24 protein-coding genes, 1 pseudogene and 1 riboswitch are annotated in these 22,916 nt (G+C 68.0%); of the genes and pseudogenes, 11 read left to right on the top strand and 14 right to left on the bottom strand.

Translation table 11 applies throughout. From position 1 onward, the window contains the following. Positions 1 to 10: 10 nt before the first annotated feature. Entirely contained in the window at positions 11 to 286 is a 276-nt protein-coding gene (locus LGM42_RS10970) for a metal/formaldehyde-sensitive transcriptional repressor (protein WP_059579714.1), read from the bottom strand. 115 nt (positions 287 to 401) lie between these two features. Continuing rightward, positions 402 to 570: riboswitch (yybP-ykoY riboswitch) on the top strand. A gap of 69 nt (positions 571 to 639) precedes the next feature. Here LGM42_RS10970 and LGM42_RS10965 point away from each other — a divergent pair. Beyond that, complete coding sequence (locus LGM42_RS10965; protein ID WP_226232211.1) at positions 640 to 1,650, top strand: sodium:calcium antiporter; 1,011 nt, start codon at positions 640 to 642, stop codon at positions 1,648 to 1,650. Positions 1,651 to 1,744: 94 nt separating this feature from the next. Here the strand turns inward: LGM42_RS10965 and LGM42_RS10960 are convergent, their stop codons facing one another. The 6 genes from LGM42_RS10960 to LGM42_RS10935 all read right to left on the bottom strand — a co-directional run bounded on the left by LGM42_RS10960 (position 1,745) and on the right by LGM42_RS10935 (position 9,363). Continuing rightward, positions 1,745 to 2,113, bottom strand: a complete 369-nt coding sequence (locus LGM42_RS10960; RefSeq protein WP_060316099.1) for a copper-binding protein — start codon at positions 2,111 to 2,113, stop codon at positions 1,745 to 1,747. Further along, positions 2,110 to 5,316 carry an efflux RND transporter permease subunit gene (locus LGM42_RS10955; protein WP_104013139.1) on the bottom strand — a complete coding sequence of 1,069 codons (3,207 nt, stop codon included), beginning with the start codon at positions 5,314 to 5,316 and terminating at the stop codon, positions 2,110 to 2,112. Before LGM42_RS10955 ends, LGM42_RS10960 begins: the two co-directional genes overlap by 4 nt. Continuing rightward, the gene (locus LGM42_RS10950) at positions 5,313 to 6,836 is read right to left on the bottom strand and encodes an efflux RND transporter periplasmic adaptor subunit (protein ID WP_226232210.1); all 1,524 of its coding nucleotides are present in this window, start codon (positions 6,834 to 6,836) and stop codon (positions 5,313 to 5,315) included. Before LGM42_RS10950 ends, LGM42_RS10955 begins: the two co-directional genes overlap by 4 nt. An 11-nt stretch (positions 6,837 to 6,847) precedes the next feature. Further along, positions 6,848 to 8,140 (bottom strand): TolC family protein, encoded by a 1,293-nt coding sequence (locus LGM42_RS10945; RefSeq protein ID WP_226232209.1) that lies wholly within the window; start codon positions 8,138 to 8,140, stop codon positions 6,848 to 6,850. Between the two features lie 92 nt (positions 8,141 to 8,232). Further along, positions 8,233 to 8,619, bottom strand: coding sequence for a hypothetical protein (locus LGM42_RS10940; RefSeq protein WP_059579699.1), 387 nt, complete (start codon positions 8,617 to 8,619; stop codon positions 8,233 to 8,235). A gap of 87 nt (positions 8,620 to 8,706) precedes the next feature. After that, entirely contained in the window at positions 8,707 to 9,363 is a 657-nt protein-coding gene (locus LGM42_RS10935) for a glutathione S-transferase N-terminal domain-containing protein (protein WP_226232208.1), read from the bottom strand. A gap of 44 nt (positions 9,364 to 9,407) precedes the next feature. Between LGM42_RS10935 and LGM42_RS10930 the strand changes: the two are divergent. From LGM42_RS10930 to LGM42_RS10915, 4 genes and pseudogenes are all read left to right on the top strand, one after another. Beyond that, positions 9,408 to 9,611: pseudogene (locus LGM42_RS10930) on the top strand (winged helix-turn-helix transcriptional regulator); the annotation flags it as partial. A gap of 22 nt (positions 9,612 to 9,633) precedes the next feature. Next, positions 9,634 to 10,002, top strand: coding sequence for a hypothetical protein (locus LGM42_RS10925; RefSeq protein WP_060316113.1), 369 nt, complete (start codon positions 9,634 to 9,636; stop codon positions 10,000 to 10,002). Between the two features lie 40 nt (positions 10,003 to 10,042). After that, a complete protein-coding gene (locus LGM42_RS10920; protein ID WP_226232207.1) occupies positions 10,043 to 10,906 on the top strand; it encodes an XAC2610-related protein in 864 nt (287 codons plus the stop codon). 502 nt (positions 10,907 to 11,408) lie between these two features. Then, entirely contained in the window at positions 11,409 to 12,293 is an 885-nt protein-coding gene (locus LGM42_RS10915; RefSeq protein WP_226232206.1) for a helix-turn-helix transcriptional regulator, read from the top strand. A gap of 90 nt (positions 12,294 to 12,383) precedes the next feature. Here the strand turns inward: LGM42_RS10915 and tam are convergent, their stop codons facing one another. Beyond that, a complete protein-coding gene (tam, locus tag LGM42_RS10910) occupies positions 12,384 to 13,169 on the bottom strand; it encodes a trans-aconitate 2-methyltransferase (protein ID WP_104013144.1) in 786 nt (261 codons plus the stop codon). Between the two features lie 138 nt (positions 13,170 to 13,307). Here tam and LGM42_RS10905 point away from each other — a divergent pair, with 138 nt between their 5' ends. Then, positions 13,308 to 14,204, top strand: coding sequence for a LysR family transcriptional regulator (locus tag LGM42_RS10905; protein ID WP_059640526.1), 897 nt, complete (start codon positions 13,308 to 13,310; stop codon positions 14,202 to 14,204). Between the two features lie 71 nt (positions 14,205 to 14,275). Here LGM42_RS10905 and LGM42_RS10900 read toward each other — a convergent pair whose 3' ends face one another. From LGM42_RS10900 to LGM42_RS10890, 3 genes are all read right to left on the bottom strand, one after another. Further along, positions 14,276 to 14,710: a GNAT family N-acetyltransferase gene (locus tag LGM42_RS10900; RefSeq protein WP_226232205.1), complete on the bottom strand. Its 435-nt coding sequence runs from the start codon at positions 14,708 to 14,710 to the stop codon at positions 14,276 to 14,278. Positions 14,711 to 14,818: 108 nt separating this feature from the next. Next, the gene (locus LGM42_RS10895) at positions 14,819 to 15,022 is read right to left on the bottom strand and encodes a hypothetical protein (RefSeq protein WP_226232204.1); all 204 of its coding nucleotides are present in this window, start codon (positions 15,020 to 15,022) and stop codon (positions 14,819 to 14,821) included. Positions 15,023 to 15,056: 34 nt separating this feature from the next. Beyond that, a complete protein-coding gene (locus LGM42_RS10890; RefSeq protein WP_226232203.1) occupies positions 15,057 to 16,376 on the bottom strand; it encodes a DUF3422 family protein in 1,320 nt (439 codons plus the stop codon). A gap of 161 nt (positions 16,377 to 16,537) precedes the next feature. On the opposite strand from LGM42_RS10890, the gene LGM42_RS10885 reads away from it, so the two are divergent. Next, entirely contained in the window at positions 16,538 to 17,413 is an 876-nt protein-coding gene (locus LGM42_RS10885; protein WP_006485479.1) for a LysR family transcriptional regulator, read from the top strand. Between the two features lie 27 nt (positions 17,414 to 17,440). On the opposite strand, the gene LGM42_RS10880 is transcribed toward LGM42_RS10885, so the two are convergent. Together LGM42_RS10880 and LGM42_RS10875 are read right to left on the bottom strand one after the other, a co-directional pair. Further along, positions 17,441 to 18,013, bottom strand: a complete 573-nt coding sequence (locus tag LGM42_RS10880; protein WP_059579673.1) for a hypothetical protein — start codon at positions 18,011 to 18,013, stop codon at positions 17,441 to 17,443. Between the two features lie 128 nt (positions 18,014 to 18,141). Continuing rightward, positions 18,142 to 18,492 (bottom strand): hypothetical protein, encoded by a 351-nt coding sequence (locus LGM42_RS10875; RefSeq protein WP_226232234.1) that lies wholly within the window; start codon positions 18,490 to 18,492, stop codon positions 18,142 to 18,144. Between the two features lie 253 nt (positions 18,493 to 18,745). On the opposite strand from LGM42_RS10875, the gene LGM42_RS10870 reads away from it, so the two are divergent. From LGM42_RS10870 to LGM42_RS10855, 4 genes are all read left to right on the top strand, one after another. Then, positions 18,746 to 19,504 (top strand): hypothetical protein, encoded by a 759-nt coding sequence (locus LGM42_RS10870; protein WP_226232202.1) that lies wholly within the window; start codon positions 18,746 to 18,748, stop codon positions 19,502 to 19,504. Continuing rightward, entirely contained in the window at positions 19,501 to 19,854 is a 354-nt protein-coding gene (locus tag LGM42_RS10865) for a hypothetical protein (RefSeq protein ID WP_060968014.1), read from the top strand. Before LGM42_RS10870 ends, LGM42_RS10865 begins: the two co-directional genes overlap by 4 nt. A 338-nt stretch (positions 19,855 to 20,192) precedes the next feature. Next, positions 20,193 to 20,999 carry an OXA-1043 family class D beta-lactamase gene (gene blaOXA, locus LGM42_RS10860; protein WP_226232201.1) on the top strand — a complete coding sequence of 269 codons (807 nt, stop codon included), beginning with the start codon at positions 20,193 to 20,195 and terminating at the stop codon, positions 20,997 to 20,999. After that, the gene (locus LGM42_RS10855; protein WP_226232200.1) at positions 20,996 to 22,135 is read left to right on the top strand and encodes an acyltransferase family protein; all 1,140 of its coding nucleotides are present in this window, start codon (positions 20,996 to 20,998) and stop codon (positions 22,133 to 22,135) included. The genes blaOXA and LGM42_RS10855 overlap by 4 nt, the downstream gene beginning before the upstream one ends. Before the next feature lie 173 nt (positions 22,136 to 22,308). On the opposite strand, the gene LGM42_RS10850 is transcribed toward LGM42_RS10855, so the two are convergent. Further along, the gene (locus LGM42_RS10850) at positions 22,309 to 22,899 is read right to left on the bottom strand and encodes a class I SAM-dependent methyltransferase (RefSeq protein WP_059608813.1); all 591 of its coding nucleotides are present in this window, start codon (positions 22,897 to 22,899) and stop codon (positions 22,309 to 22,311) included. Between the last annotated feature and the right edge of the window lie 17 nt (positions 22,900 to 22,916).

Below are 22,916 nucleotides of genomic sequence, written 5' to 3'. Positions count from 1 at the left end.
TCCGGCCCGGTTACTTGAAATAGCTGTGCACGACGTCGATCAGTTGCTCGGTCGCGCTGCCCTCGTGCGCGTCGGCCGTGTCCGCATCGACGAGATGCGACCGGATGTGGTCTTCCAGCACGACGGCCAGCAAGCCGTTCATCGCGCCGCGGCAACTCGTGATCAATTGCAGCACGTCGTTGCAGCCGCGCTCTTCTTCCAGCGCCCGCTCGATCGCCTCGACCTGCCCCTTGATACGGCGCACGCGGTTCAGCAGCTTCTGTTTTTCGCGAACGGTATGACTCATCGGCGGCTCCGGTATAGGGTAGGGGAGTATATCTCCGGAAGGCTGACCCTATAGGGTGGAGGGGTATATTTTTCGAGACGAAGGCTTGTCGAAGGAAAACCACTCGGCTAGACTGATTTCCGTCTTTGGGGAGTAGCCTGCTTTCCGTCCGCCGGAAAGCGAACGCGTCAACACACTCGGCCTGTGGCCGTGGCGCGTTCAGCCTGATCGGCCTGGCGAGACCATCGGCACGTCGCGTCGTTCCTGGTCGGACGGCGGCGGATGTGTCATGGTTCGTCAGCGTCCGACCACGGAGTCCCCATGTTCCTTCTCGCTCGCTTCCGTCACGCCACCGCTGCCCGCGGAGGTGCCGCATGACCTTCATGTTCGTCGAACTGGCGTTCATGCTGATCGTCATCCTCGTCGCGGCCGAACTCTTCACCAATGCCCTCGAACATCTCGGCGAGCGCCTGAAGATTTCGGAAGGCGTGACCGGCTCGCTGTTCGCGGCCGTCGGCACCGCGCTGCCCGAAACGATGGTGCCGCTGCTCGCGCTGGCCGGCGGCACGTCGAACCAGGCCGTGAACGAGGAGATCGGCGTCGGCGCGATCCTGGGCGCGCCGCTGATGCTCGCGACGCTCACCACGTTCCTGATGACGCTCGCCGTGATCCGCTCGCGCGGGCTGCGCGGCACGATCGCGCCAGAACGCACGGGCTTCGTGCGCGACATGAACACCTTCCTCGCCGCGTTCTCGCTCGCGGCCGCCGCGATGTTCGTCCCGCATCACAACTGGGCCATGCGCGCGCTGCTCGCCGCGATGCTGGTCGGCCTCTACGTGATGTACGTCGTGCTGACGTTCCGCGCGTCGACCGGGCTCGTCGACGCCGGGCACGGCACCGAGGCGCCGCACGCGATGTTCCTGTCGCGCGTCGGCCTGCCGACCAACCTGGCGACGATCGTGCTGCAACTGCTGATCGGCGTCGCGCTGCTGGTCGGCGGTGCAAAGGGCTTCATTCACGGCGTGGAAGGCGTGTCGCACGTGCTCGGCGTGTCGGCGCTGCTGCTGTCGCTGATCATCGTGCCCATCGCGACGGAACTGCCGGAGAAGGTCAACAGCGTGCTGTGGATCCGCCGCGGGAAGGACACGCTCGCGTTCGGCAACATCACCGGCGCGATGGTGTTCCAGGGCACGCTGCTGCCCGCGATCGGCATCATGCTGACGCCGTGGGAGCCGCGCCCCGAAGTGCTGACCGGCGTGATCATCACGCTTGCGGCGGCCGCCTGGCTGCGCGTCAATGCGCGCACGCGCGGGCTCGCGATCTGGGCGCTGCTCGCGAACGGCGCCGGTTATGCGGGATATCTGGTGCTGACGCTCACGCGCTGAATGCGCCGGTGGGGCGCACCGGCCGACCGACACGTCGGCTCGGTGCGCGTCGCTGCATGCGATGCGAGCGACGGCATCGCCCGCATCCGGACGATCAGGAAGCCTTGACGAGCTTGACGATCGTCAACGTGCCGTCGACCTTCTCGATCCGCACCTTGACCTTGTCGCCCGCATGCGCGTGCGCGAGCATCGCCGCGTCCTTCGCCTTGAACGCCATCGTCATCGGCGGCATCCCGACATTCTCCAGCGCGCCGTGCTTCAGCGTGATCTTGCCGCTCGCGGCATCGACCTTCTTCACTTCGGCGTCGGTCAGCGCGCCGTTCGACTCCGCCGCGCCGCCCGACGACATCTTCATGCCGGACATGTCCATGCCCGACATGTCGCCGGCGGCAAACGCCGGTACCGCGAAAGCGCTCAGCGCGACGACAGCGGTTGCAGTGGCGATCAGTTGATTCATCTTCATCGTGATTCTCCGGTGGGAAGGGATGGCACGTTCGTGCCGGAAGGAACTGCATCGGAATGCCGCGCGCGGCCCGCGCTTCGCGCACGACGGCGCTGAAGCAGAAGCCACGCGGCGGGAATGACGAACATCGACAGCAGCGGCGCCGTGACCATGCCGCCGACCATCGGCGCGGCGATCCGCTGCATGACTTCGGAACCGGCGCCGTGGCCGATCATGATCGGCACGAGCCCGGCGAGCACGACGGCGACCGTCATCGCCTTCGGCCGCACGCGCAGCACCGCGCCTTCGCGGATCGCATCGAGCAGCAACGCATCGGTCGGCGGTTCGCCTGCGTCGAGCCGGCGCTGCAGCGCACCCTTCAGGTACAGCAGCATCACGACGCCGAATTCCGCGGCCACGCCCGCCAGCGCGATGAAACCCACCGACGTCGCGACGGACACCGCGTGACCGAGCGCCCACACGAGCCAGAACCCGCCGACCAGCGCGAACGGCACCGTCGACATCAGCAGCAGCGCGTCGGCCGCCGACTCGAACGTGACGAACAGCAGCACGAAGATCACGACGAGCGTGACGGGCACGACGGTGCGCAGCGTCGCCGCCGCGCGTTCGAGATACTCGAACTGCCCCGACCAAGCGATCGAATAGCCGGGCGGCAACGCAACCTGCCGCGCGACGGTCTGCTGCATCGCGCGCACGGCCGTGCTGAGGTCGGTACCGCGGAGATCGACGTACACGTAGCCGGACAGCCGCGCGTTCTCGCTGCGGATCATCGGCGGCCCGTCGGCGATCGCGATACGCGCGACGTCGCCGAGGCGGATCTGCGCGCCGCGCGCGGTGACGATCGGCAACTGCCGCAGGTTCTCGAGCGAATCGCGGATCTCGCGCGGATAGCGGATGTTGATCGGGAAGCGCTCGCGTCCCGCGATCACTTCGCCGACGTCCTCGCCGCCGATCGCCGACGACACGACCGACTGGATATCGGCCACCGACAGCCCGTAACGCGCGGCGGCGAGCCGGTCGATGTCGACGTCGATGTAGCGGCCGCCGTTCAGCCGCTCCGCGAGCGCGGACGTCACGCCCGGCACGCGCTTCACGGCGGCCTCGACCTGCGTCGCGATCGCGTCGATCCCCGCGAGGTCCGGCCCGGAAATCTTCACGCCGACCGGCGTCTTGATCCCGGTAGACAGCATGTCGAGCCGGTTGCGGATCGGCGGCACCCACACGTTCGACAGGCCCGGCACCTTCACCGTCCGGTCGAGTTCGTCGATCAGCTTCTCCGGCGTCATGCCCGGCCGCCACGCGCTGCGCGGCTTGAAGCGGATCGTCGTCTCGAACATCTCGAGCGGCGCCGGGTCGGTCGCCGTATCGGCGCGGCCCGACTTGCCGAACACCGTGTCGACCTCGGGCACGGTCTTGATCAACCGGTCGGTCTGCTGCAGCAGCTCGCTCGCCTTGTCCGCCGAGATGCCCGGCAGCGCGGTCGGCATGTACAGCAGATCGCCTTCGTCGAGCGGCGGCATGAATTCGCCGCCGAGGCGCGACAACGGCACGGCCGTCACCACGAGCGCGACGACCGCGACGCCGATCGCGGCCCACGGGCGCCGCAGCGTCGCGTCGAGCAGCGGCCGGTACAGGCGGATCAGCACGCGGTTGATCGGGTTCGCGTGCTCGGGCGGAATGCGGCCGCGCACCAGATAGCCCATCAGCACCGGCACCAGCGTCACCGACAGCCCGGCGGCGGCCGCGATCGTATAGGTCTTCGTGAACGCCAGCGGCGCGAACAGCTTGCCCTCCTGCCCTTCCAGCGAAAACACCGGAACGAACGACAGCGTGATGATCAGCAGCGAGAAGAACAGCGCGGGCCCCACCTCCGCAGCCGAGGCCGCGACGAGTTCCCAGCGGCGCGCGGCCGTGATCGGCTCGCCGGGATGCGCGCGGTCGTACGCTTCCAGATGCTTGTGCGCGTTCTCGATCATCACGATCGCCGCGTCGATCATCGCGCCGATCGCGATCGCGATCCCGCCGAGCGACATCAGGTTCGCGTTCACGCCCTGATAGCGCATCACGATGAACGCGGCCAATACGCCGAGCGGCAGCGACAGGATCGCGACCAGCGCGCTGCGCAGATGGAACAGGAACACCGCGCAGACGACGCCGACGATGACGAATTCCTCGACCAGCTTGTCCGTCAGGTTGTCGACCGCGCGCGCGATCAGTTGCGAACGATCGTAGGTCGTGACGATCTCGACGCCGGCCGGCAGCGAACGCTTGAGCTCGGCGAGCTTCGCCTTCACCGCGTCGATCGTCGTCAGCGCGTTCTTGCCCGAGCGCATCACGACGACGCCGCCCGTCACCTCGCCCTGCCCGTTCAGCTCCGCGATGCCGCGCCGCATCGCCGGGCCGACCTGGATGCGCGCGACGTCGCCGAGCAGGACCGGCGTGCCGGCGTCGTCGGTGCGCAGCACGACGCGACGGAAATCGTCGAGCGTGCGCAGGTAGCCGGACGACCGCACCATGTACTCCGACTCGGCCAGCTCGACGACCGAGCCGCCGGATGCCTGGTTGGCCTTGCCGAGCGCCTCCGCGACCGCCGCCTGCGTGATGCCGTACGCGCGCAGCCTGTCGGGATCGAGCACGACCTGGTACTGGCGCACCATGCCGCCGATGCTCGCGACTTCCGATACGTCCGGCACGGCCTTCAGCTCGAACTTCAGGAACCAGTCGTTGAGCGCGCGCAGCTGGCCGGGATCGTGACGGCCGGTGCGATCGACGAGCGCGTACTCGTAGACCCAGCCGACGCCGGTCGCATCCGGGCCGAGCGACACGGTCGCGCCCGCCGGCAGGCGGCTCTGCACCTGGCTCAGGTATTCGAGCACGCGCGAGCGCGCCCAGTACGGATCGGTGCGGTCGTCGAACAGCACGTAGACGAACGCGTCGCCGAACGACGAATACGCGCGCACGGTTTTCGCGCCCGGCACGCCGAGCAGCGTCGTCGTCAGCGGATAGGTCACCTGGTCCTCGACGATCTGCGGCGCCTTGCCCGGATACGACGCCTTCACGATCACCTGGGTATCCGACAGGTCGGGCAACGCGTCGAGCGGCGTCTGTCGCAGCGAATGCACGCCCCATGCCGCGAGCAGCACGGTGGCCAGCAGCACCAGAAACCGGTGGTGGACGGACCAGTGAATGATGCGCGCGATCATCGCTCACCTCGCTGCGGCTCGACCTTCGTCAGCCGGTAGCCGTCGTCGGTCTGCGTGAACGCGAAACGCACGGTCTGTCCCGGCTTGACGTCCGGAAACGCGTGCGCCGACGGCTTGCCGAACGCCATCGTCATCGCGCCCCAGCCGAGCGCCGGCACCGGCTGATGCGAGAACGTGATGTCGTCGGCCGTGACGTTCTCGACCTTGCCGGTGGTTTCGTAGACCGGCGCGGCTGCCGGCACGGACGATGCGGCCGCGCTTGCCCCGGCCGCCCGCTCCAGCCGCGGCAACACGCTTTTCAGGCTGGCTTCCGAATCGATCAGGAATTGCCCCGACGCGACGACCGTGTCGCCCTCGTTCAGCCCGTCGAGCACTTCCGTGTCGCCGCCGACGTCGTTGCCGACCGTCACCGACACCGGCTGGAGCCGGCCGTCGCCGAGCTTCGCGATGACGATCGTGCGCCGGCCGGTCGCGATCACGGCCTCGGATGGCACGAGCAGGCGCGACACCGTCTCCTTCTCCGCGACCCGCACGCGCATCAGCATGCCGGGCGTGAGCGTCAGCGATGCGTTGTCGATCTCCACGCGCGCCTGCAGCGTGCGGCTGCCCGTGCTGATGCCGGGCAGCACTTCGCGGATGCGTCCGCTGAAATGCCGCGCCGGATCGCTCGCGAACGTCGCGTCGACCGACATCCCCGGCTGCACGTTCAGCGCGAGCGCCTCGGGCACCTCGACGATCAGCCACAGCGTCGACAAGCCGGCGATCTTCGCAAGCGTCTGGCCGGGCGCGACCATCGCGCCGTCGCGCACGTTCAGCTCGCTGACGACGCCGGCCTCCGGCGCACTCAGCACGACGTGCGTCTGCGCGCGGCCGGTGCGGTCGAGGGCCGCGATCATGCCGTCCGGAATCGACAGCGCCCGCATCCGCGCGCGCGCCGCGTCGAGCAGGCTGCCGTCCATCCCGCCGCGCTTCAGCGCGAGATATTCCTCCTGCGGCGCGAGCCAGTCGGGCACGAACAGCGATGCGACCGGCGCGCCCTTCGCGATGCGCTGCATCGGCGCGCGTGCATACAGATGGTCGATGTAGCCGGTCACGCGCGACTGCACGACCGCCGAGCGCGCTTCGTCGAACTGCGTGGCGCCCACCGCGTCGAAGCCGGCCGCCGTCTGCTGCCGGCGCACGGTCGCATAGCGAATGCCCAGGTTCTGCTGCAGGCCCGGATCGATCCGGACGCCCGGTGCGTCGCCGCCTTCGTCCGCATAGACGGGCTGCAACTGCATGTCCATGAACGGCGATTTGCCCGGTTTGTCGAAGTGCTGGTTCGGCACCATCGGGTCGTGCCAGTACAGGACCTTGAGCGCGGCCTGCGGCGCCGGCGCGCCCGACGGCGCGGCAGCGGGCACGGCGGACGCCGCCGCGCCGTTCATCGCATGGCGGACGCCGACGACATAGCCGGCGCCGACGAGTATCGCGCCGGCGGATGCGATCAGCGCCGCACGCATCAGTGATTGCCTTGTCATGAGCGTCTCCTTCACTGCGCGGCGGCCATCGCCGACGGCACGACCTGATATTCGAGCCGCGCCCAGGTCTGCGACACGTCGCGCCTGAGGTCGAGCACCTGCAACTGCGCTTCGAGTTGCGCACGCCGCGCGGCGAACGTGTCGGCGAGCGACCCCGTGCCGGCCCGGTACGCGGCCGTCGCGAGCTGCACGCGCTGATCGGCGGCCGGCAACAGCGCGGCGCTCAGGTTCGCGATACGTTCACGGCCGCTCGCCAGCGTGTCGGATTGCGTACGGATGTCGGCCTGTACCTGACGCAGCGTGTCCTCGTACATCAGGCGCGCCTTCGTCGCGAGCGCCGCCTTTTCGGCCACGTCGCGGTTCTGGCGATTCTTGCGATTGAGCGGCAGCGGGATCGAGACGCCCACCGACACCATGTTCGAATACGCGCCGCCGCGCTGCTGGTACGCGATTTCCCACGTCCAGTTGGGGCTGCGCTCGCTGTTCGCGACCGCAGCGTCGGCTTCGGCCACCGCGATATCGTCCGCGGCGGCGACGAGCGTCGGCTGCGACAGGCGCAGCTCGTCCGGCGGCAACGCCGATACGACGGATTCGGGCGCGGGCGGCGTACCCGTCACGTCCGTCACGGGCGCCGCCGTCCAGCGGGCCAGCGCGACGAGCGCGGTGCGATACGCCTGCTGCGCCTTGAGCACCTGGTCCTGCGTCTGCGCGAGCATCGCGCGGGCCTGCACGACATCGCCCGCGCTCGCCTTCGCGCCGCGATACGACGCCTGCGTCGCGTCGAGTTCATGGTTCATGTGACCGAGCAACGCCTGCTGAAGCGCGAGCGCCTGCTTCGCGTAGACGGCATCGAGCCACGCGGCCGCGGTCTGCCGGCGCACGGCCACCAGCTCCACGAGATAGCCCGCGCGCTCGCGGCCGACCTGTTGGTCGGCCAGCGCGGTACGCAGCCGCCGCTTGTCGCCGGACACCCATTCCTGTTCGATGCCGATGCGGCGCATCGTCATGAAGTCCTGGCCGACGGTGAAGCGCTGCCCGCCGTTGATCGGCAGGTTGTCGATGCCGGCCTTGAGCATCGGGTCCGGCAACTGGCCGGCCCTGACCGCCGCTTCGGCACGCGCGAGCACGGAAGCCTGGGCGGCCTGCATCGACGCGGAACGATCGGTGGCGGACTGCAGCGCGGCGTCCAGCGTGAGCGGCGACTGCTGCGCGTGAACCGCGCCCGCCATCAGCAGCGCGGCCCACGATACGGGCGCGCGCCGGCATGCACGCGGCATGCGCGGCGTGCGGAAAGCGAATGACATGGTGTAACCCCAAATCGGAACCCAAAGGGATTCCACGTCCTGCGCACAGGACGAAACCTCACCGCGCGCGCGGTGAACCGGTCAAATCGGGATCAGCTGATGCGTGGCGGGCGCCACAACCCGTTCGGGTCGCGAGCCGGGACGGACTGCGTGTAGTGGAAAACGATCGTGCTGGCGAAGGCAGCGGGACGGCTGACGTCGACGCGGGCGGCCGGGTGGTAGAGACTGCCGAACTGGCATTGGGCCGTCACCTTGCAGGCCATGCCCTTGGCTTTGGCCTTCGCGTGATCGGCGGAGGGCGGCTGCATCGAATCGCAGTTGCTCATGTCGGCGGACATGGCCATGTTCATGCCCGTATCCGCGTCCATCGACATCGTGTGCTGCATCGGACATTCACCGGTCAGGCCGCTGGCTGCCAGCCCAGTGATGGGCAGCACCGCGCACAGCAGCAGCAGGATGAAAGTCCGAAACAGTTTCATGGCGGCGATTATAGCGCGGCCCGTCGCGGCATGGCGCGGCGTCACTACGACGAAATGATGCGCATTCCCCGCGGTGGGCGCCGCGCGTCATCGCGGCAGGTCGTCCGCCGCCAGCACGGCCTGCACGGCCGGCCGCTCGCGCACCCGCTCGTACCACGCCCGCAGATGCGCATGCCGGCTCAGGTCGATATCCGCGTTGTACACCGAACGCATCCAGCCGGCCTTGCCCCAGCCGGTCAGCGCGAACAGGTACGCATCCGCGACCGTGAACGTGTCGCCGGTGACGAACGTCCTGCCGTCGAGCTGGCGGTCGATCCACGCGAAGCGACCGTCGAGCTTCTGCCGCACGGGCGCGACGTACTTGCCCGCCTGCACCGCATACAGCAGCGGAATGAAGCCCTTGTGGATCTCGGTGCCGAGAAAGTTCAGCCATTCCAGCAGCCGGTAGCGCGCGAGCGTGCCGTAAGCGGGCGCGAGCGCGGCTTCCGGGCGCTGGTCCGCGAGGTACTGGGCGATCACCGGCCCTTCGCGCAGCATCGTGCCGTCGTCGAGTTCGAGCAGCGGCACGTAGCCGAGTTCGGTCACGTCGTAGTAATCGCGGCGGTCCTCGACGACATGCTTGCGCGCGTCGACCTTGACGATCTCGGCGTCGAATCCGCCTTCGCGCAGCACGATGCAAATCGCCTGCGAACAGCTGCCGGGAGCGTGATAGAGCTTCGTGCGTTTCCTTCGTGGGTTGTCCATGTATCGATTCGCCGCGACGCGGGCGCTAATATCTCGCATCGGCACGGCGCCGGGAAGACGCGGGTCTCGTGCGGCGCACCGTCTATCCGGAAGTGCCGGTGCGCGTCGAGTACGATCTCACCGCGGACGGCGACCGGCTGCGGCCGGTGGTCGACGTGATGCGCGAATTCGGGCTGTGGCTGAAGGCGCGCGACGCGCACGCCGACGCCCCGGCCGCAATCGAGCCGACGGCGCATGCCCCCCGCTAACCCCACGCAGGAACCCACGTTCATGGAACTTCACGCTACCGTCGGCGCGGCCACGTCCGACCTCGACGACGACGAAAGCTTCGCCAACATCTACTGTCACGACGCGGATCAGGACTATTGCTTCGCGCTGTCGCGCTTTCCGGACGACACGCTGATCGAAGTGATGGTGCGCGACCAGCTCAACCTGCGCGTCAAGGATCTGTCGGTGCGGCTGACCGACGACACGATCGACGTCGAGATCGAACCGGGCGTCGCCGCGCGTCTCGACGGCCACACGCGCTACGTGATCCATCTCGCGCCCGGTCAGTACGATCCGGTCACGCTGCGCGCCGCGTTGAATGAAATCTTCGTCGGCAAGGACGGCTATCGCGACGACAGCACGCGTGGTTGATCGGTCGCCTGCACGCTCTTCCTCGCCACGACAACCGCCCATGACACGATTTCCGCGATTCCACCCGCTTGCCCGTGTCGCCGCGCTGCTGTTCGCCACGTGTGCGTCGATCGCACCCGCCGCGCACGCCGCCCGGCCGCTGCTCGAGTTCAAGGTCGACGATGCCGTCACGGCACGCGTCGAGCGCACCGACGGCGCGCACGTCACGGTCCGCTTCCTGCCGAGCGGAACGACCCAGACGCTGGCCGTCACCGCCGCCGACGAGGAAGGCCGCTACCACCTCGCGACCGACGACTACAACTTCGACGGCCATCGCGATCTCGCGATGCGCGCGATGCTCGGCATGGTCAACGAGAACTACGGCATCTACCTGTACGACCCCGCGCGCCAGCGGTTCGAACCGCTGAAGATGCCGGCGGGCAACGGGCCGCACGGCAATTGCGACGACCTGATCAACGTCGAAGCGAAGCCGAAAACGCGCACGCTGTACAGCTCGTGCCGCGGCGGCCCGATCTGGTACACCGATGCGTACCGCTTCGACGGCAACGGCAAGATGTATCTGTATCAAACCAGCGAAGCGATCCCCGACGATCTGCGCGATCTGCTCGATGGCGACTCGGGCCCGTCGTCGATGCTGCTCACCTACGACGAGCACGGCAGGCGCGTGTCGCGCCGCCCGCAGGATCATGATGGCGGCACGGTCACGTTCAAGGTGCGGCCGGCGCGCCTGCCGCTGCACATCGCGATGGCCGACGCACCCACGCGCCGCTACGTCGTCGCGGGCGACACGGTGGAGGTGATCGACGCGAGCGACGATTTCCGGTGGTTGAAGGTGCGGTATCGCAATCCGCAAGCCGGCGCCGTGCAGGGCTGGGTCAGTGCGAAGGAGGCGATGGGAAACTGAGGGACGATGCAGTGCTCCCCCGCTGCCACATATCGAGCGCTGAACATCCCATTAACGGAATGCCTGCCCAAATGTCACGCACGCCGCGCCACGGCTCCAACGTTCGCTCCAACGCCATTCGATCCGGCCGCCTCGTTCGCGCGCGCCGGCCGGCGCATAGAACACAGGAGACGACCGTGGCCCACCTGCATCGCCGCGATGGCGCTCGCGGGCAGCCATCGTACGGGCTGCTCGTCGGCGAGGTGGCACGCATCGACGCGTAGCCGCGCAAGAAAAAAGGTGGAGATGCAGTGGCTCGTTTACACTGCCCCGGTATGCCCTCTTCGGGGTGACGCGCGACGTTTTACGGGGCGAACGGCAAGCGCTAGAATCCAGCCGCGTCAAGGGCGTGCTCCCGCGGATGACGGGCGGGCGGTCGGCCCCGCCGAGGGCCGGCCCGACACCTGTTTTTTTCGTATCAATGGAACGCGCGTCATGGGCGGAACAGGCCCTTCGGAACCGCATGCTGCTCAACGTGAACCCCATCCACCGCGACAACGATCGCTTCAACGTATCGTTCAAGGCATTGGGCGAGCTGATCGAGACGGTCGGCACGCCGCACTTCGTGCCGCGCCTCACGCAACTGCTGAACGACATCGTGCCGCTCGACGTCGCACACGTCGAACGCTCGCGCGTCGACGGCACGATGCCCACCGGCTACCGTTGCGAATGGATCGGCAGCAGCGGCATCGGCGCCGCGTCCACCGGCGTCTCCGACGTGATGACGCTCTACTACGAGCGCTTTCTCGACGCAGACCCGCTGTTCGCGGGGCTGCGCGGCAAGACGGGCACGATGCTCGTCGTGCGCGACGTCGCGGCGATCCCGCCTGGCGAGTTCCGCCAGCGCCTGTTCGACGACGTGCATATCGGGCATGAATGCGTGCTCGCACGCGGCACGCGCTATTCGCAGCATTCGATCGCGCTGGAGCGCGGCCGCGACCGCCCGCCGTTCACGCTCGCCGAGATGAACCGCTTCCGCAGCATCAGCGACATGCTGTTCCCGCTGCTCGAACTGCATGCGTCGACCACCGCCGCGCGGCGCATCGCGCACGCGACGCCCGACGTCCATTCGCTCGCGCAATTCGATGCGCGGCTCGCGGCCGACGGCGTGAAGCTGTCGAAGCGCGAATACGAAACCTGCAAGCACCTGCTCTCCGGCAAGACCGTGCCGGAAACCGCCGGGATTCTCGGCGTGCGCGTCGCGTCGGCCGAGTCGTACGTGAAGCGCGCATTCGCGAAGCTCGGCGTACGCACGAAGCGCGAACTCGCCGCGTGGGGTTCGGCCATCGACGTGCGCCCCGCCGCCGGATCGCACGACGGCGGCGCACCGCCGGCCATCTTGCGCTGACCTGCGCCGCCGCGTCGGCGTCCCGGCATCGCTGCAGCCGGTGCGCTGACGCACGGCCATCGGTCTAATCGATGCCGCGTCGTTGCCACGTTACTTGCGCGTCGCCACGATGAACAGGCGCGGAAACGGCAGCAGCACCGTGCCGTCGCCTTGCGCCGGATAACCGTCCGGCCCGGCCAGCGCGTCGCGATAGCGCGCGAGAAACGCGCGCTGTTCGGACGCGTCGAGCGCCGCGAGAAACGGCCGCAGCGCGCTGCCCTTGAACCATTCGACGACCGCATCCGCGCCGCCGCGCAGCGGGTGGTAATAGGTCGTACGCCAGACGTCCACGCGCGAGCACAGCGGCGCGAGCAGCGCATGGTAATAGCGCGCATCGAACCGCTCGGTGCGCGCCGCGCCTTTCAGCTTGTCGGCCCACGGCCCGGCCGCGGCGACTTCGCGCATCAGCCGGTGCGCGGGTTCGTCGAGATTGTCGGGCATCTGCACCGCGAGGTGGCCGCCTCGCGCGAGCCGGCCGACGAGCATCGGGAACAGCGCGTCGTGCGCGGGCACCCATTGCAGCACCGCGTTCGACAGGATCAGGTCATAGCCGCCCGGATCGTCCCAGGTGGAAACATCGGCCACGTCGAAACGCAGCGCCGGCAGGCGCTTGCGCGCGGCCGCGATCATGTCCGCCGACGCATCGATCCCGTGGATCGTCGCGTCCGGCGCGCGCGCGATCAGCGCTTCCGTCGAATTGCCGGGCCCACAGCCGATATCGATCGCCGTATGGATCGGTGTGTTCGGCACGGCGGCCAGCAGGTCGCGCACCGGCCGTGTCCGTTCGTCCTCGAACTGCACGTACTGATTCGCGTATTGATCGAGCGGGGTCGTCACGATAGATCTCCTTGTCGGCATGAGCGGCCGCCGCGCATCCGCGCGGGGGAAGCGGCTGGCCATCGGTCCAACGCATTCTGCGACTGCGCCCAGCCTTCAGTAAAATGAATTTAATATCGTGATTGATTCAAAATTCTGATGAAAATCGATACGCTCGGTGTCCAGGCTTTCGTCGCGATTGCCGACGGCGGCAGCTTCAGGCAGGCTGCCGATACGCTCCATGTCACGCAAACGGCGATCACGCAGCGGCTGCGCAAGCTCGAGGCGTATCTCGGCGTCGCGCTGGTCGAACGCACGACGCGCCGCACCACGCTGACCGAGATCGGCCGGCGTTTCCTGCCGCAGGCGCGCCGGCTGCTGAACGAGCTCTCCGACGCGCTGACCGAAATCCGCGAGACGGGCCTGAGCCAGCGCGGCGACGTCACGATCGCGTGCGTGCCGACGGTCGGCGTTCAGTACCTGCCGCGCATCCTGCGCGCGTTCTCCGGGCACCGGCCGCACGATCGCGTGAAGATTCTCGATCACGCATCGGCGTCGGTGCTGCAGGCCGTGCTGCGGCGCGAGGCGGAATTCGGCATCGGTATCGCCGGCGACCAGCACCCGGAACTCGTCAGCGTGCCGCTCACGCATGACCCTTACGTACTCGTGTGCCGCGACGATCACCCGCTCGCGAAGCGGCGTCGCATTCGCTGGGCAGCGCTGCAGCCGCATCCGCTGATCTTCGCCGGCGAAGTGAGCGGCAATCGCGGGCTGCTCGAAGGCGCGCTGAAAACGAGCGGCGTGTCGCTGCATTCGTTCTACGAGGTGCAGCGCAGTTCGACCGCGCTCGGGCTCGTCGCGCAAGGGCTCGGCGCGGCCGTCGTGCCGAAGCTCGCGCTCCAGAAGAATGCGTATCCGATGATCCGCACGATCGAGCTCGTCGAGCCGTCGGTGTCGCGCACGCTCGTGCTCGTCACGCGCCGAAGCGCGCAACTGTCGCCCGCGGCGCGGGCGCTGTACGACATGATCGTCGAGCGTGCGGCGCCCGGGCGGTGATTCGCGAGCCGTGCGGGGCGACCGGCGCGTCACGAGATGTCGGGAAGCGGCCCGTTGCCGCTCCTTCACGCTCAGAGCACTTTGACCATGAACACGCGCGCCGCGCCTTCCGGCTCGCACGGCACTTCGCCGAACGTCTCGTAACCGTGCTTCCGGTAGAAGTCCGGCGCCTGGAACGAGATCGTGTACAGCACCGCACGCGCGCAACCGCGCCGCTTCGCCTCCGCTTCCGCCTCGCGCAGCAGCCGGCTGCCGAAGCCGCCGCCGCGCAGCGGTTCGGGTAAATAGAACAAATCGATGAAGAACAGGCCGAGCGACGTGCGGCCGGTGAGGCCGCCCAACACGTCGCCGGTCGAGGGATCGGTCACGTAGACATCGAGCGCGGCCGTATCGGCTCGCCCCGTCATCGCGTGGTTGAATTCGCCGAGTTTGCGGCTGATGAAGTCTCGCGCGGCTGGCTGCTCGGTGTCGGTCAGTTGAAGGGTGACGTCGGGATGGGCTGTCATGGAAGCGAACGCGTACGTGAATAGGCCGCCGGCTGCGCAGCACACGCGGCGGATATCGCACGACTATAGCGCGTCAGGTCACAACGATCGCGGCGAACGAAACGCGCGTCAGTTGTACCCGAGAATCGCCACCGCCGCGACCTCCGGCCGGTCGAGCGTATTCCCGACGAGCGACGTCATCGGTTCCTGCAGCACGGCCTGATACGACGTCACGCGCATTTCTTCCGGCATACCCGCGTCATCCGCGGCCGGCTCGTCGGACGCGGCATCGAAACCGCTATAGAACGCCGCTTGCTTCTGCGAAAAAGTCATCTCCACTCCTTTGCCTTGATAGGTCGTTGATGTTTTAGCTGGCCCGCTTCAACGCCGCCGCATGCACGGGCGCACCGTCATGCGCCGCCTCCGAACGCGCAAGCTGCGCACGCGTGCGTCGCGTGATGTGGATCACCGCGAACACGACCGGCGCGATCAGCAGCCCTTCCGCCAGTTCGGGATCGACCGGCAGGTTCATCACATGCAGCGCCTTGAACGCCGCCGTCGCGAGCGACAACACGTAGTACGAAATGGCGGCCACCGACAGCCCTTCGACCGCGTGCTGCAAATGAAGCTGGTTGCGCGCGGTGCGCTCCATGCCGGCCAGCAGGCGCGTGACGTCCTTTTCCTGAGCGAGATTCACGCGTGTGCGCAGCAGGTCGACCGCACGCGCGATTCGCGCGGCGATCTGCTCGTGGCGCGCCCACACGCTGCGGCACGTTTCCATCGCCGGCGCAAAGCGCCGCTCCATGAATTCGGCGATCGTCGGCATCCCTTCGATACGCTCCTCGCGCAACTCCTGGATGCGCGCCAGCACGAGCTTTTCGTATGCGCGCGACGCGCTGAAGCGCGCCCCCGATCCCGATAACGATTCGACCCGCACCGCGAGATGCGTGAGCCTGACGAGCAGCGCCGCGTCGTCGCCGTCGGCGCCGCTCGCGTCCATCCGCTGCATCAACGCATGCAGCGCCGCATGGATCTCGTCGAGCTCGCGGCTCATCCGGCGCGCGACGGGCAACGCGAGCAGCGCCATCATCCGGTAGGTTTCGATTTCGTACAGGCGCTGCAGCAGGCGGCCGCCCTGCTCCTCGCGGAAATCCTCGTCGACGACGAGAAAGCGCATGAAGCCGTCGTCGCGTACGTGCCAGTCGCAGAACACCTTGCCGCCGCCGAGCACGTGGCTGCCGACGAGCGCGGGCCCGTCGATCCAGCGCCGCAGGTCGCCGCACACACGCTGCGCGGCATCGCCCGACAGCAGTTCCATCCACACCGCGACGAAGCGGATGCCCGCCAGCCGCGCGAACCACGCAGCCGGAATGCCGGTGATCGCGAGATCGTCGAAATAGCCGGCGTCGCGACGCGGCGCGACGAACGTGAAGGTCGAGAATTCGGTGTGGCGCTCCCACTTCAGGTGCCAGCCGCACGGCGACTGCACCGCGTGGTGCGTCGCGCCTTCGTGCGGCGCGTCGATGCCCGTGTCGCGGCACAGCGCGTGCAGCAGCGTTTCGTGGATGTCGGCCTGGCCGTCCGCATAGATCGCGTAATGCGTGAGCGATACGGCTTCGGCGAGCCGCAGGAACGGCCGCGCATGCAATTCCGCGGCCAGTGCGGCGCGCAACGGATGGTCCATCATCGATTCACCACGCTTCCCTGTTCGGTCCCGCACGCCGGATCGTCCGGCCCGAGCGCCGCGCCTCGTCGGGCGAAGCGCCAGCGTGATCGCACTATGGCAGACACACAGCAACAATAAAAACGCATAATGCTGATCGTTACGTTCAGTTTTCCTGATACCCCATGAAGATGCTCGATCACGACGTGCTGGCCACCGTCGTCGCCGTCGCGGAAACCGGCAACATGACCCGCGCGGCCGAGGCCGTGAACCGCTCGCAGTCGGCCGTGAGCATGCAGATCAAGAGCCTGGAGGACGCGATCGGCCGGCCGCTGTTCGTGCGCAAGCCGCGCAGCATCGTGCTGACGCGCGAAGGCGAGGTGCTGCTGGGATTCGCCAGACGAATGCTGGCGCTGCGTGACGAGGCATGGGCGGCCGTGGTGCGGCCGGAAGTGACCGGCAAGGTCGTGATCGGCGTGCCGGACGACTATGCGTCGTCGCTGCTGCCATCGGTGCTGAAGAAATTCTCCGCGACCTACCCGAAGGTCGAGATTCAGGTGATGGGGCTGCCGAGCAGCGCCCTCGCGCCGCTGATCAAGGAGGGCACCGTCGATCTCGTGTGCGGGACGCGCATCAAGGGGCTGTCGGGCGATTTCATCCGCCACGAGCCGATGGCGTGGGCCGCGATGACGAACGGGCCGCGCGTGTGGGAGGAGCGGCCGCTGCCGATCGCGGTGTTCATGCCGGGCAGCGTCGCGCGCGAGAACGCCATCCGCAGCCTCGAACGCGCGAAGGTACCGTACCGCACGTCGTATGAAAGCCCGAGCCTGCTCGGGCTGCTCAGCATGGTGGAGGCCGGCCTCGCGGTCGCGCCGCTCGCGCGCTGCGCGATTCCCGCGCAACTGTCGATGCTCGGCCGCTCGCACGGGCTGCCCGATCTCCCGCCGCTCGAGCTGATCCTCGCGCGCAGCACCAAGTCGAAACGGCCGCCGTGCGACTTCCTCGCGGAACAGTTGATGGAAGACCTGCAACGGCAGACCGGGCAGACCGGCGACGCGTGAGCCCGCCGGCGCTCGCTCGCCGCGGGCTCACCCGTGGCCCGTCGCGCCATGTCCGGCCGCGCGCAACGCCGCGTTGACGATGCCGGCCACCGTGTCCACGAGCGCTTCGAGCGTGTCGCCGTGCACGTGCCGCCCTGCCGGCGGAACATGCTCGCCGCGCCGGCCGCCCCACTGCGAGCCGGCCGTGACCGACAGCGTCGCGCTGAACCGCTGGCCGTGTCGCCGGCCGAAGATGCCGATGCGCCGCTCGGCCACATAAGCCTGTTCGGGAAGAAACAACCGGATCTCGACCGCGACTTGATCGGGGTCGGCCGCATTCGCATCCCCGTCCGCATCGAACGCCGGTGCGAGTGACTTGACGATGCGGAACGTCACGTGGGAATCCCACGCGGCGAGCGGCCCGCCGGCCGCATCGACGCGCTCGGCGTCGACCGACCACTGATGGCGATCGGGCACGCGAATCGCCTGGCGCAGCAGCACGTCCGCCGCGCGAACCGTCACCATCAATTGCCGGGCAAGCTGCCTGCCCGACGGCAACGCCGCGGCGTGCGCGCGGCGGGCGGCCGGGCGCGCGATACGCACTTCTTCCGTAAGGTACATGGGCCCTCCCTGTTCAGGGGTAGCGCCGCGTTCGACGCAGCGCACAAACGGCCGCCGTTGCCGGCCGGCGGACAGCACGCCGGCCGGCGAATCGGCGGCGGATTAACCGAGCAATCGGCGTTCCCGGCTCAGCGGGCGGCGGGCAGAACGCCCAACCGGCGCGCGACCGGCCCGATCACCGCGTCGACTTGCTGCGCGATCAGCGTGTGCAGCGTGAAATCCAGGTCTTCCGGTGCGATGTCGACATGCACGTGGATCACGTTGCGCACGGTGCGCGCGCTGACGACATATACACCGAGCGGGGAATGCAGCAACCGGGCGAGCCGGGCGTGCGCGGCCTCGGCGGAGTCGGCCGTCAACGTGACGGGCAGTTGCAGGCGCGGACGCGGCGGCGGAAACGGTGCGACGTCGTCGGGTGCGCCGGCGCGTAACCGTCGGCTTGCGACATCGAACGCGGGAAAGGGATGAATGAAGGTCATGGCGCGGACGGAGGCCGTCCCGGCTGTTCGACACGTCCACAGCTTAGAAGCGACCGTATAAAAGCCGTGCAAAAAAACGGGGCGGTCGTGCAAAAAACGGCATGCCGCGCGACGGACGGATCCTGCTGTTTTACGAGCCGACCTGCCGCGTGGCGCTGCCGACGTTCGACAGGGGCAAGGCGGATACGACGGGCAATCGAGTCGACATCCGATCGGCCGTTTGGCGGACTCGGCCCGCCGGGGGCGCGGCGATATGCTGGGCGCTTTCCACTCGTCGCCCGCAGCCATGACCGTTCAGCGTGTCGATCTCAGTCACGTCCTGCCATACGAGACGATGTACTTCGACGATCGGCTCACGGTCGATCGAAACGATCTGGATATCGCCGCGTGCGTCGGCGTGGACGGCGACGTGCCGGACGAACTGCTGGTTTCGCTGTGTGGTGCGCCTGCCGGGTCGGACATTCAGGTGTATGTCGATAGCACGAATCGACTGACGTTCTCCGTGACGCATCCAGGGCCCATCCGATCCGAGAACCGCGTATCCGTGCTTCAAACCCACGAAGCGTCCATACTGGAACTTGGGATCATCGATCTCGTCGATAACGCTGTCGTCGGGCTCGGCGCGGCGATGCTGTGGCGAATCGTCAGGGCATGTGATAGGTTGAAGATCGCGCGGATCAGCGCATTCGCAATAGGCGGCCGCAAAGCACCACCCGAACCCGGCGGGCCTCGGCTCTGCGGATATTACGCGTGGCCGCGGTTTGGTTTCGATGCGCCCATTCCCGGCACGCATGGCGACGAGGCTGCACTGTTCCAGTACTTCCAGGGATATCCGGTCGGCTTGGCCGACGGATCGCTTCGGTCTCTGCATGCGCTTTACGCGACGCGATCCGGACGAGACTTCTGGCGGGCGGCCGGATCGCATCGCGTGATGACATTCAACGTTGCGCCTCATGGCGCGTCAGTACTGGCACTGCAACGATACCTGATCGAAAAAGGGATATACGGATGACTCGGAAACACCGTCCAATTGCCGGCTTTCGGATCGTGAAGCCCACGGCCGGACGCGGTCGCGCGCCGAACACCCATCTTCCCATTCGCTTCTCGCAGTTCAAGCAGCTCATCCACGCGCTCATCACGCACGAACGTCATGACGGACACTCGCAGGCGTCAAATACGGCTACCGTCGCACCCGATACACTGCCGGCCCTCCACTCGCCCGCGCCACCGCAACGAAAAGTCTTCGACGTGGGGCCGATCGACCGGTCGAAGAGCACGCTGAGCGTCATCTCGATAGCCGACGCCGAAGCGCGTTGCCGCCGGGAAACGCTCCTGCACTTCGGGTTGGATCCGGACCTGTAACGCGTCGCAAGCCCCGGGCAGCCGCCTCCCCCTGCCACCATGCGACAACCGCGCCGGTCTGCGCGAGGTGTCTTTGTCCGCCCGCAGGCACAGGACGGCCGCGAGCCTTTCATCGGCGTGACAATGCGTGTGATCGACACGAGCCGCTGGGCCCGGCGAGCGTCGCCATGCGCGCCCCGTCAACCATGACAGGTCGACAGCCGGCGATCCGCCGATACACTGTGAGCCACGCCGACGGCCTCGATCGCGCTCACCCATGCCGACCGTCGGCTTCCATTGCGCACGGCCCTCCCGCTTCCCGCCCGCGCACCTTCCGCACGCTTTCCAAGGAGTTGCACTTGAAGCCCTGGCGCCATGCGCTGTTCGCCTTCGCCGGCCTCGCGGCCGCCGCGCCGTCTCACGCCCATCCCGTTTGCACCGTCGTCTCCGAGGCCGACACCGGCACGGTGCTCGTGCAGCAGGGCGACTGCACGACCCGCGTGACGCCTGCATCGACGTTCAAGGTCGCAATCAGCCTGATGGGCTTCGACGCCGGCGTGCTGAAGGACGAGCACACGCCCACGCTCGACTTCCACACCAGCTACCCCGACTGGGGCGGTGCGCCGTGGCGCGAGCCGACCGACCCGGCACGCTGGATGAAGCTGTCGATCTTCTGGTATTCGCAGCAGGTCGCGCAGGCGCTCGGGCAGGCACGCTTCCAGCAGTACACGAGCGCGTTCGGCTACGGCAACGCCGACGTCACCAGCAACGACGGCGAACGCCCCGGCGTGATGGGCGCGTGGGTCAATTCGTCGCTACGCATTTCGCCGCTCGAACAAGTCGCGTTCATGCGCGGGATCGCACGACGGACGCTGCCCGTCAGCGCGCACGCGTACGACATGACCGCACGCATCACGCTGATCGACACGCAGCCGGGCGGCTGGACGGTGCACGGCAAGACCGGCACCGGCTCGCCGGGTATCAAGTACGATGCCGCGCACGCATACGGCTGGTTTGTCGGCTGGGCGACGAAGGGTGCGCGCACGCTGGTGTTCGCGAACCTGATCCAGGACGACGAGCGGCAGACGCCGAACGCCGGCCTGCGCTCGCGCGACACGTTCCTCGCGGCGCTGCCGACGCTTGCCGAACCGGCCCGGCCGCAATGAGCACCGCCCCCCGCAACGCCCGCATCGACCTGCTGCGCGGCGTCTCGATCCTGCTCGTCCTGCTGCATCACTTCAACATCGCGTATCCGCTGCGCGACACCGCGCTCGCGCGCGTGCTCGGCTGGGACACGATCCATGCGATCGTGCGCAATGGCAACTACGGCGTGACGATGTTCTTCACGATCTCGGGCTACCTGATCACGTCGAACGCGCGCCGCCGCTGGGGCGGCCTCGGCGCGCTCGACGTGCGCGCATTCTACGTGTCGCGCATCGCGAGGATCGTCCCATGCCTGCTTCTGCTGCTCGCGCTCGTCAACGGCCTCGCGGCGGCCGGCGTGCCGATCTTCACGAACCATGCGCCGCAGGGCATCGCCGTGTCGTACTGGCTCGTGAATCTGGCGTCGCTCACGTTCTGGATGAACGTGCTGATCGGCGCGTACGGATGGGTCAACTACGCGCTCGGCGTGCTGTGGTCGCTGTCGGTCGAAGAGGTGTTCTATCTGTCGTTCCCGCTGCTGTGCATCGCGCTGCGCCGCGACACGCGGTTGTTCGCGTTCTGGCTGCTGATTGCCGCGATCGGTCCCGTGTACCGCTACACGCATCAGGGTGACGAAGGCGGCTTCCTGTACGCGTACTTCGCATGCTTCGACGGCATCGCGATCGGCTGCTGCACCGCGCTGCTGGCTGCACGCGCGCGATGGCAGAAGCTTGCGGCCGCGTCCGTGCAATGGCTCGCCGCCGTACTGATGACCGCGCTCTATCTCGCGTGGCCGATCGCCGAAAGCCATGTGTTCGGTGTGTCCGCGATGGCGCTCGGCACGGCCATACTGCTGATCGGCGCGCATGCGGAACGCGGCCCCGCTCGCGGCCGCACGCTCGCGCCGCTGCGCTGGAGCGGCCGGCTCAGCTATGAGCTGTATCTGTTCCACCTGATCGTGCTCGGCGCGCTGCGCACGTTCTGGCCGCCGTCTGCCACGCACGGCAACGGCAAGCTTGCGCTGCTCGTCGCCTATCTGGCGCTGTCGGCTGGCGTGAGCGCGGTCATCGCACGCGGCTACGCGACGCCGCTCGATCGCTTCATCAAGCGGGTCGCGTCGCGGCCCGGGGTGCAGGTAACGGACAGCGCGCGTGTCTAGCGCGTGACCATATCGCCAGTATCGCCGACACGACACCGGCGACCTGATCGCAAGCATTGCTCACGACGTGTCGACCCATCCAGCGGCGAGAACCGGACATGACGGCACGATGGATGGAATCTGGAAGAGTCGGTATGGCCGCTGCTAGGATGCGGCAGCGCGCCGCGGCCAGCTCAGCCGGCGTATTCGGCGGCGGCGCAGCGCACGGTCACGATGCGCGCCGGCGGAAGATTGGCCCAGACGATCCGGCTGTCGCACGCGACGAATCCCGGATCGCCGAGCGGATGACGGCCGGGCGGGCGCAGATCGTATGTGAACTGAATCATCACGCCGTCGGCCGACAGCGCGCGTTGACATTGACCGAGGATCGCCGCCACGTCCTCACGCGGCAGCGTGCGCAGCGGCAGGCACGACACGATCGCGTCGACCGTGGCGCCCGGCGGCAGCAGCCGCTCGAGCTGCCGCGCGTCGCCCGACACGATCGAGATGCCGGGAAAGCGACGCCGCAGATGCTGCACGAACGCCGGCGAGCGTTCGACCACGACGAGGCGCCGCGGCGCGACGCCGCGTTCGAGCAGCGCCGCGGTGATCGCGCCAGTGCCGCCGCCGAGCTCGACGACCAGCCCGTCGCCGCCCGGCACCGCGTCGGCCATCTCGCGCGCCAGATGCCGCGAACTCGGGCACAACGCACCGACCGAGGCCGGCCGGCCAACCCACTCGCGCACGAACAGTGCCGAGACACGCCACGCGTTCGGCCACGTCATAGGCGCGCCTCCAGCGC

This window comes from Burkholderia sp. AU39826 (assembly GCF_020419965.1).
GTDB classification, from domain to species: domain Bacteria; phylum Pseudomonadota; class Gammaproteobacteria; order Burkholderiales; family Burkholderiaceae; genus Burkholderia; species Burkholderia semiarida.
This window is presented reverse-complemented; position numbering and strand designations above follow the sequence as displayed.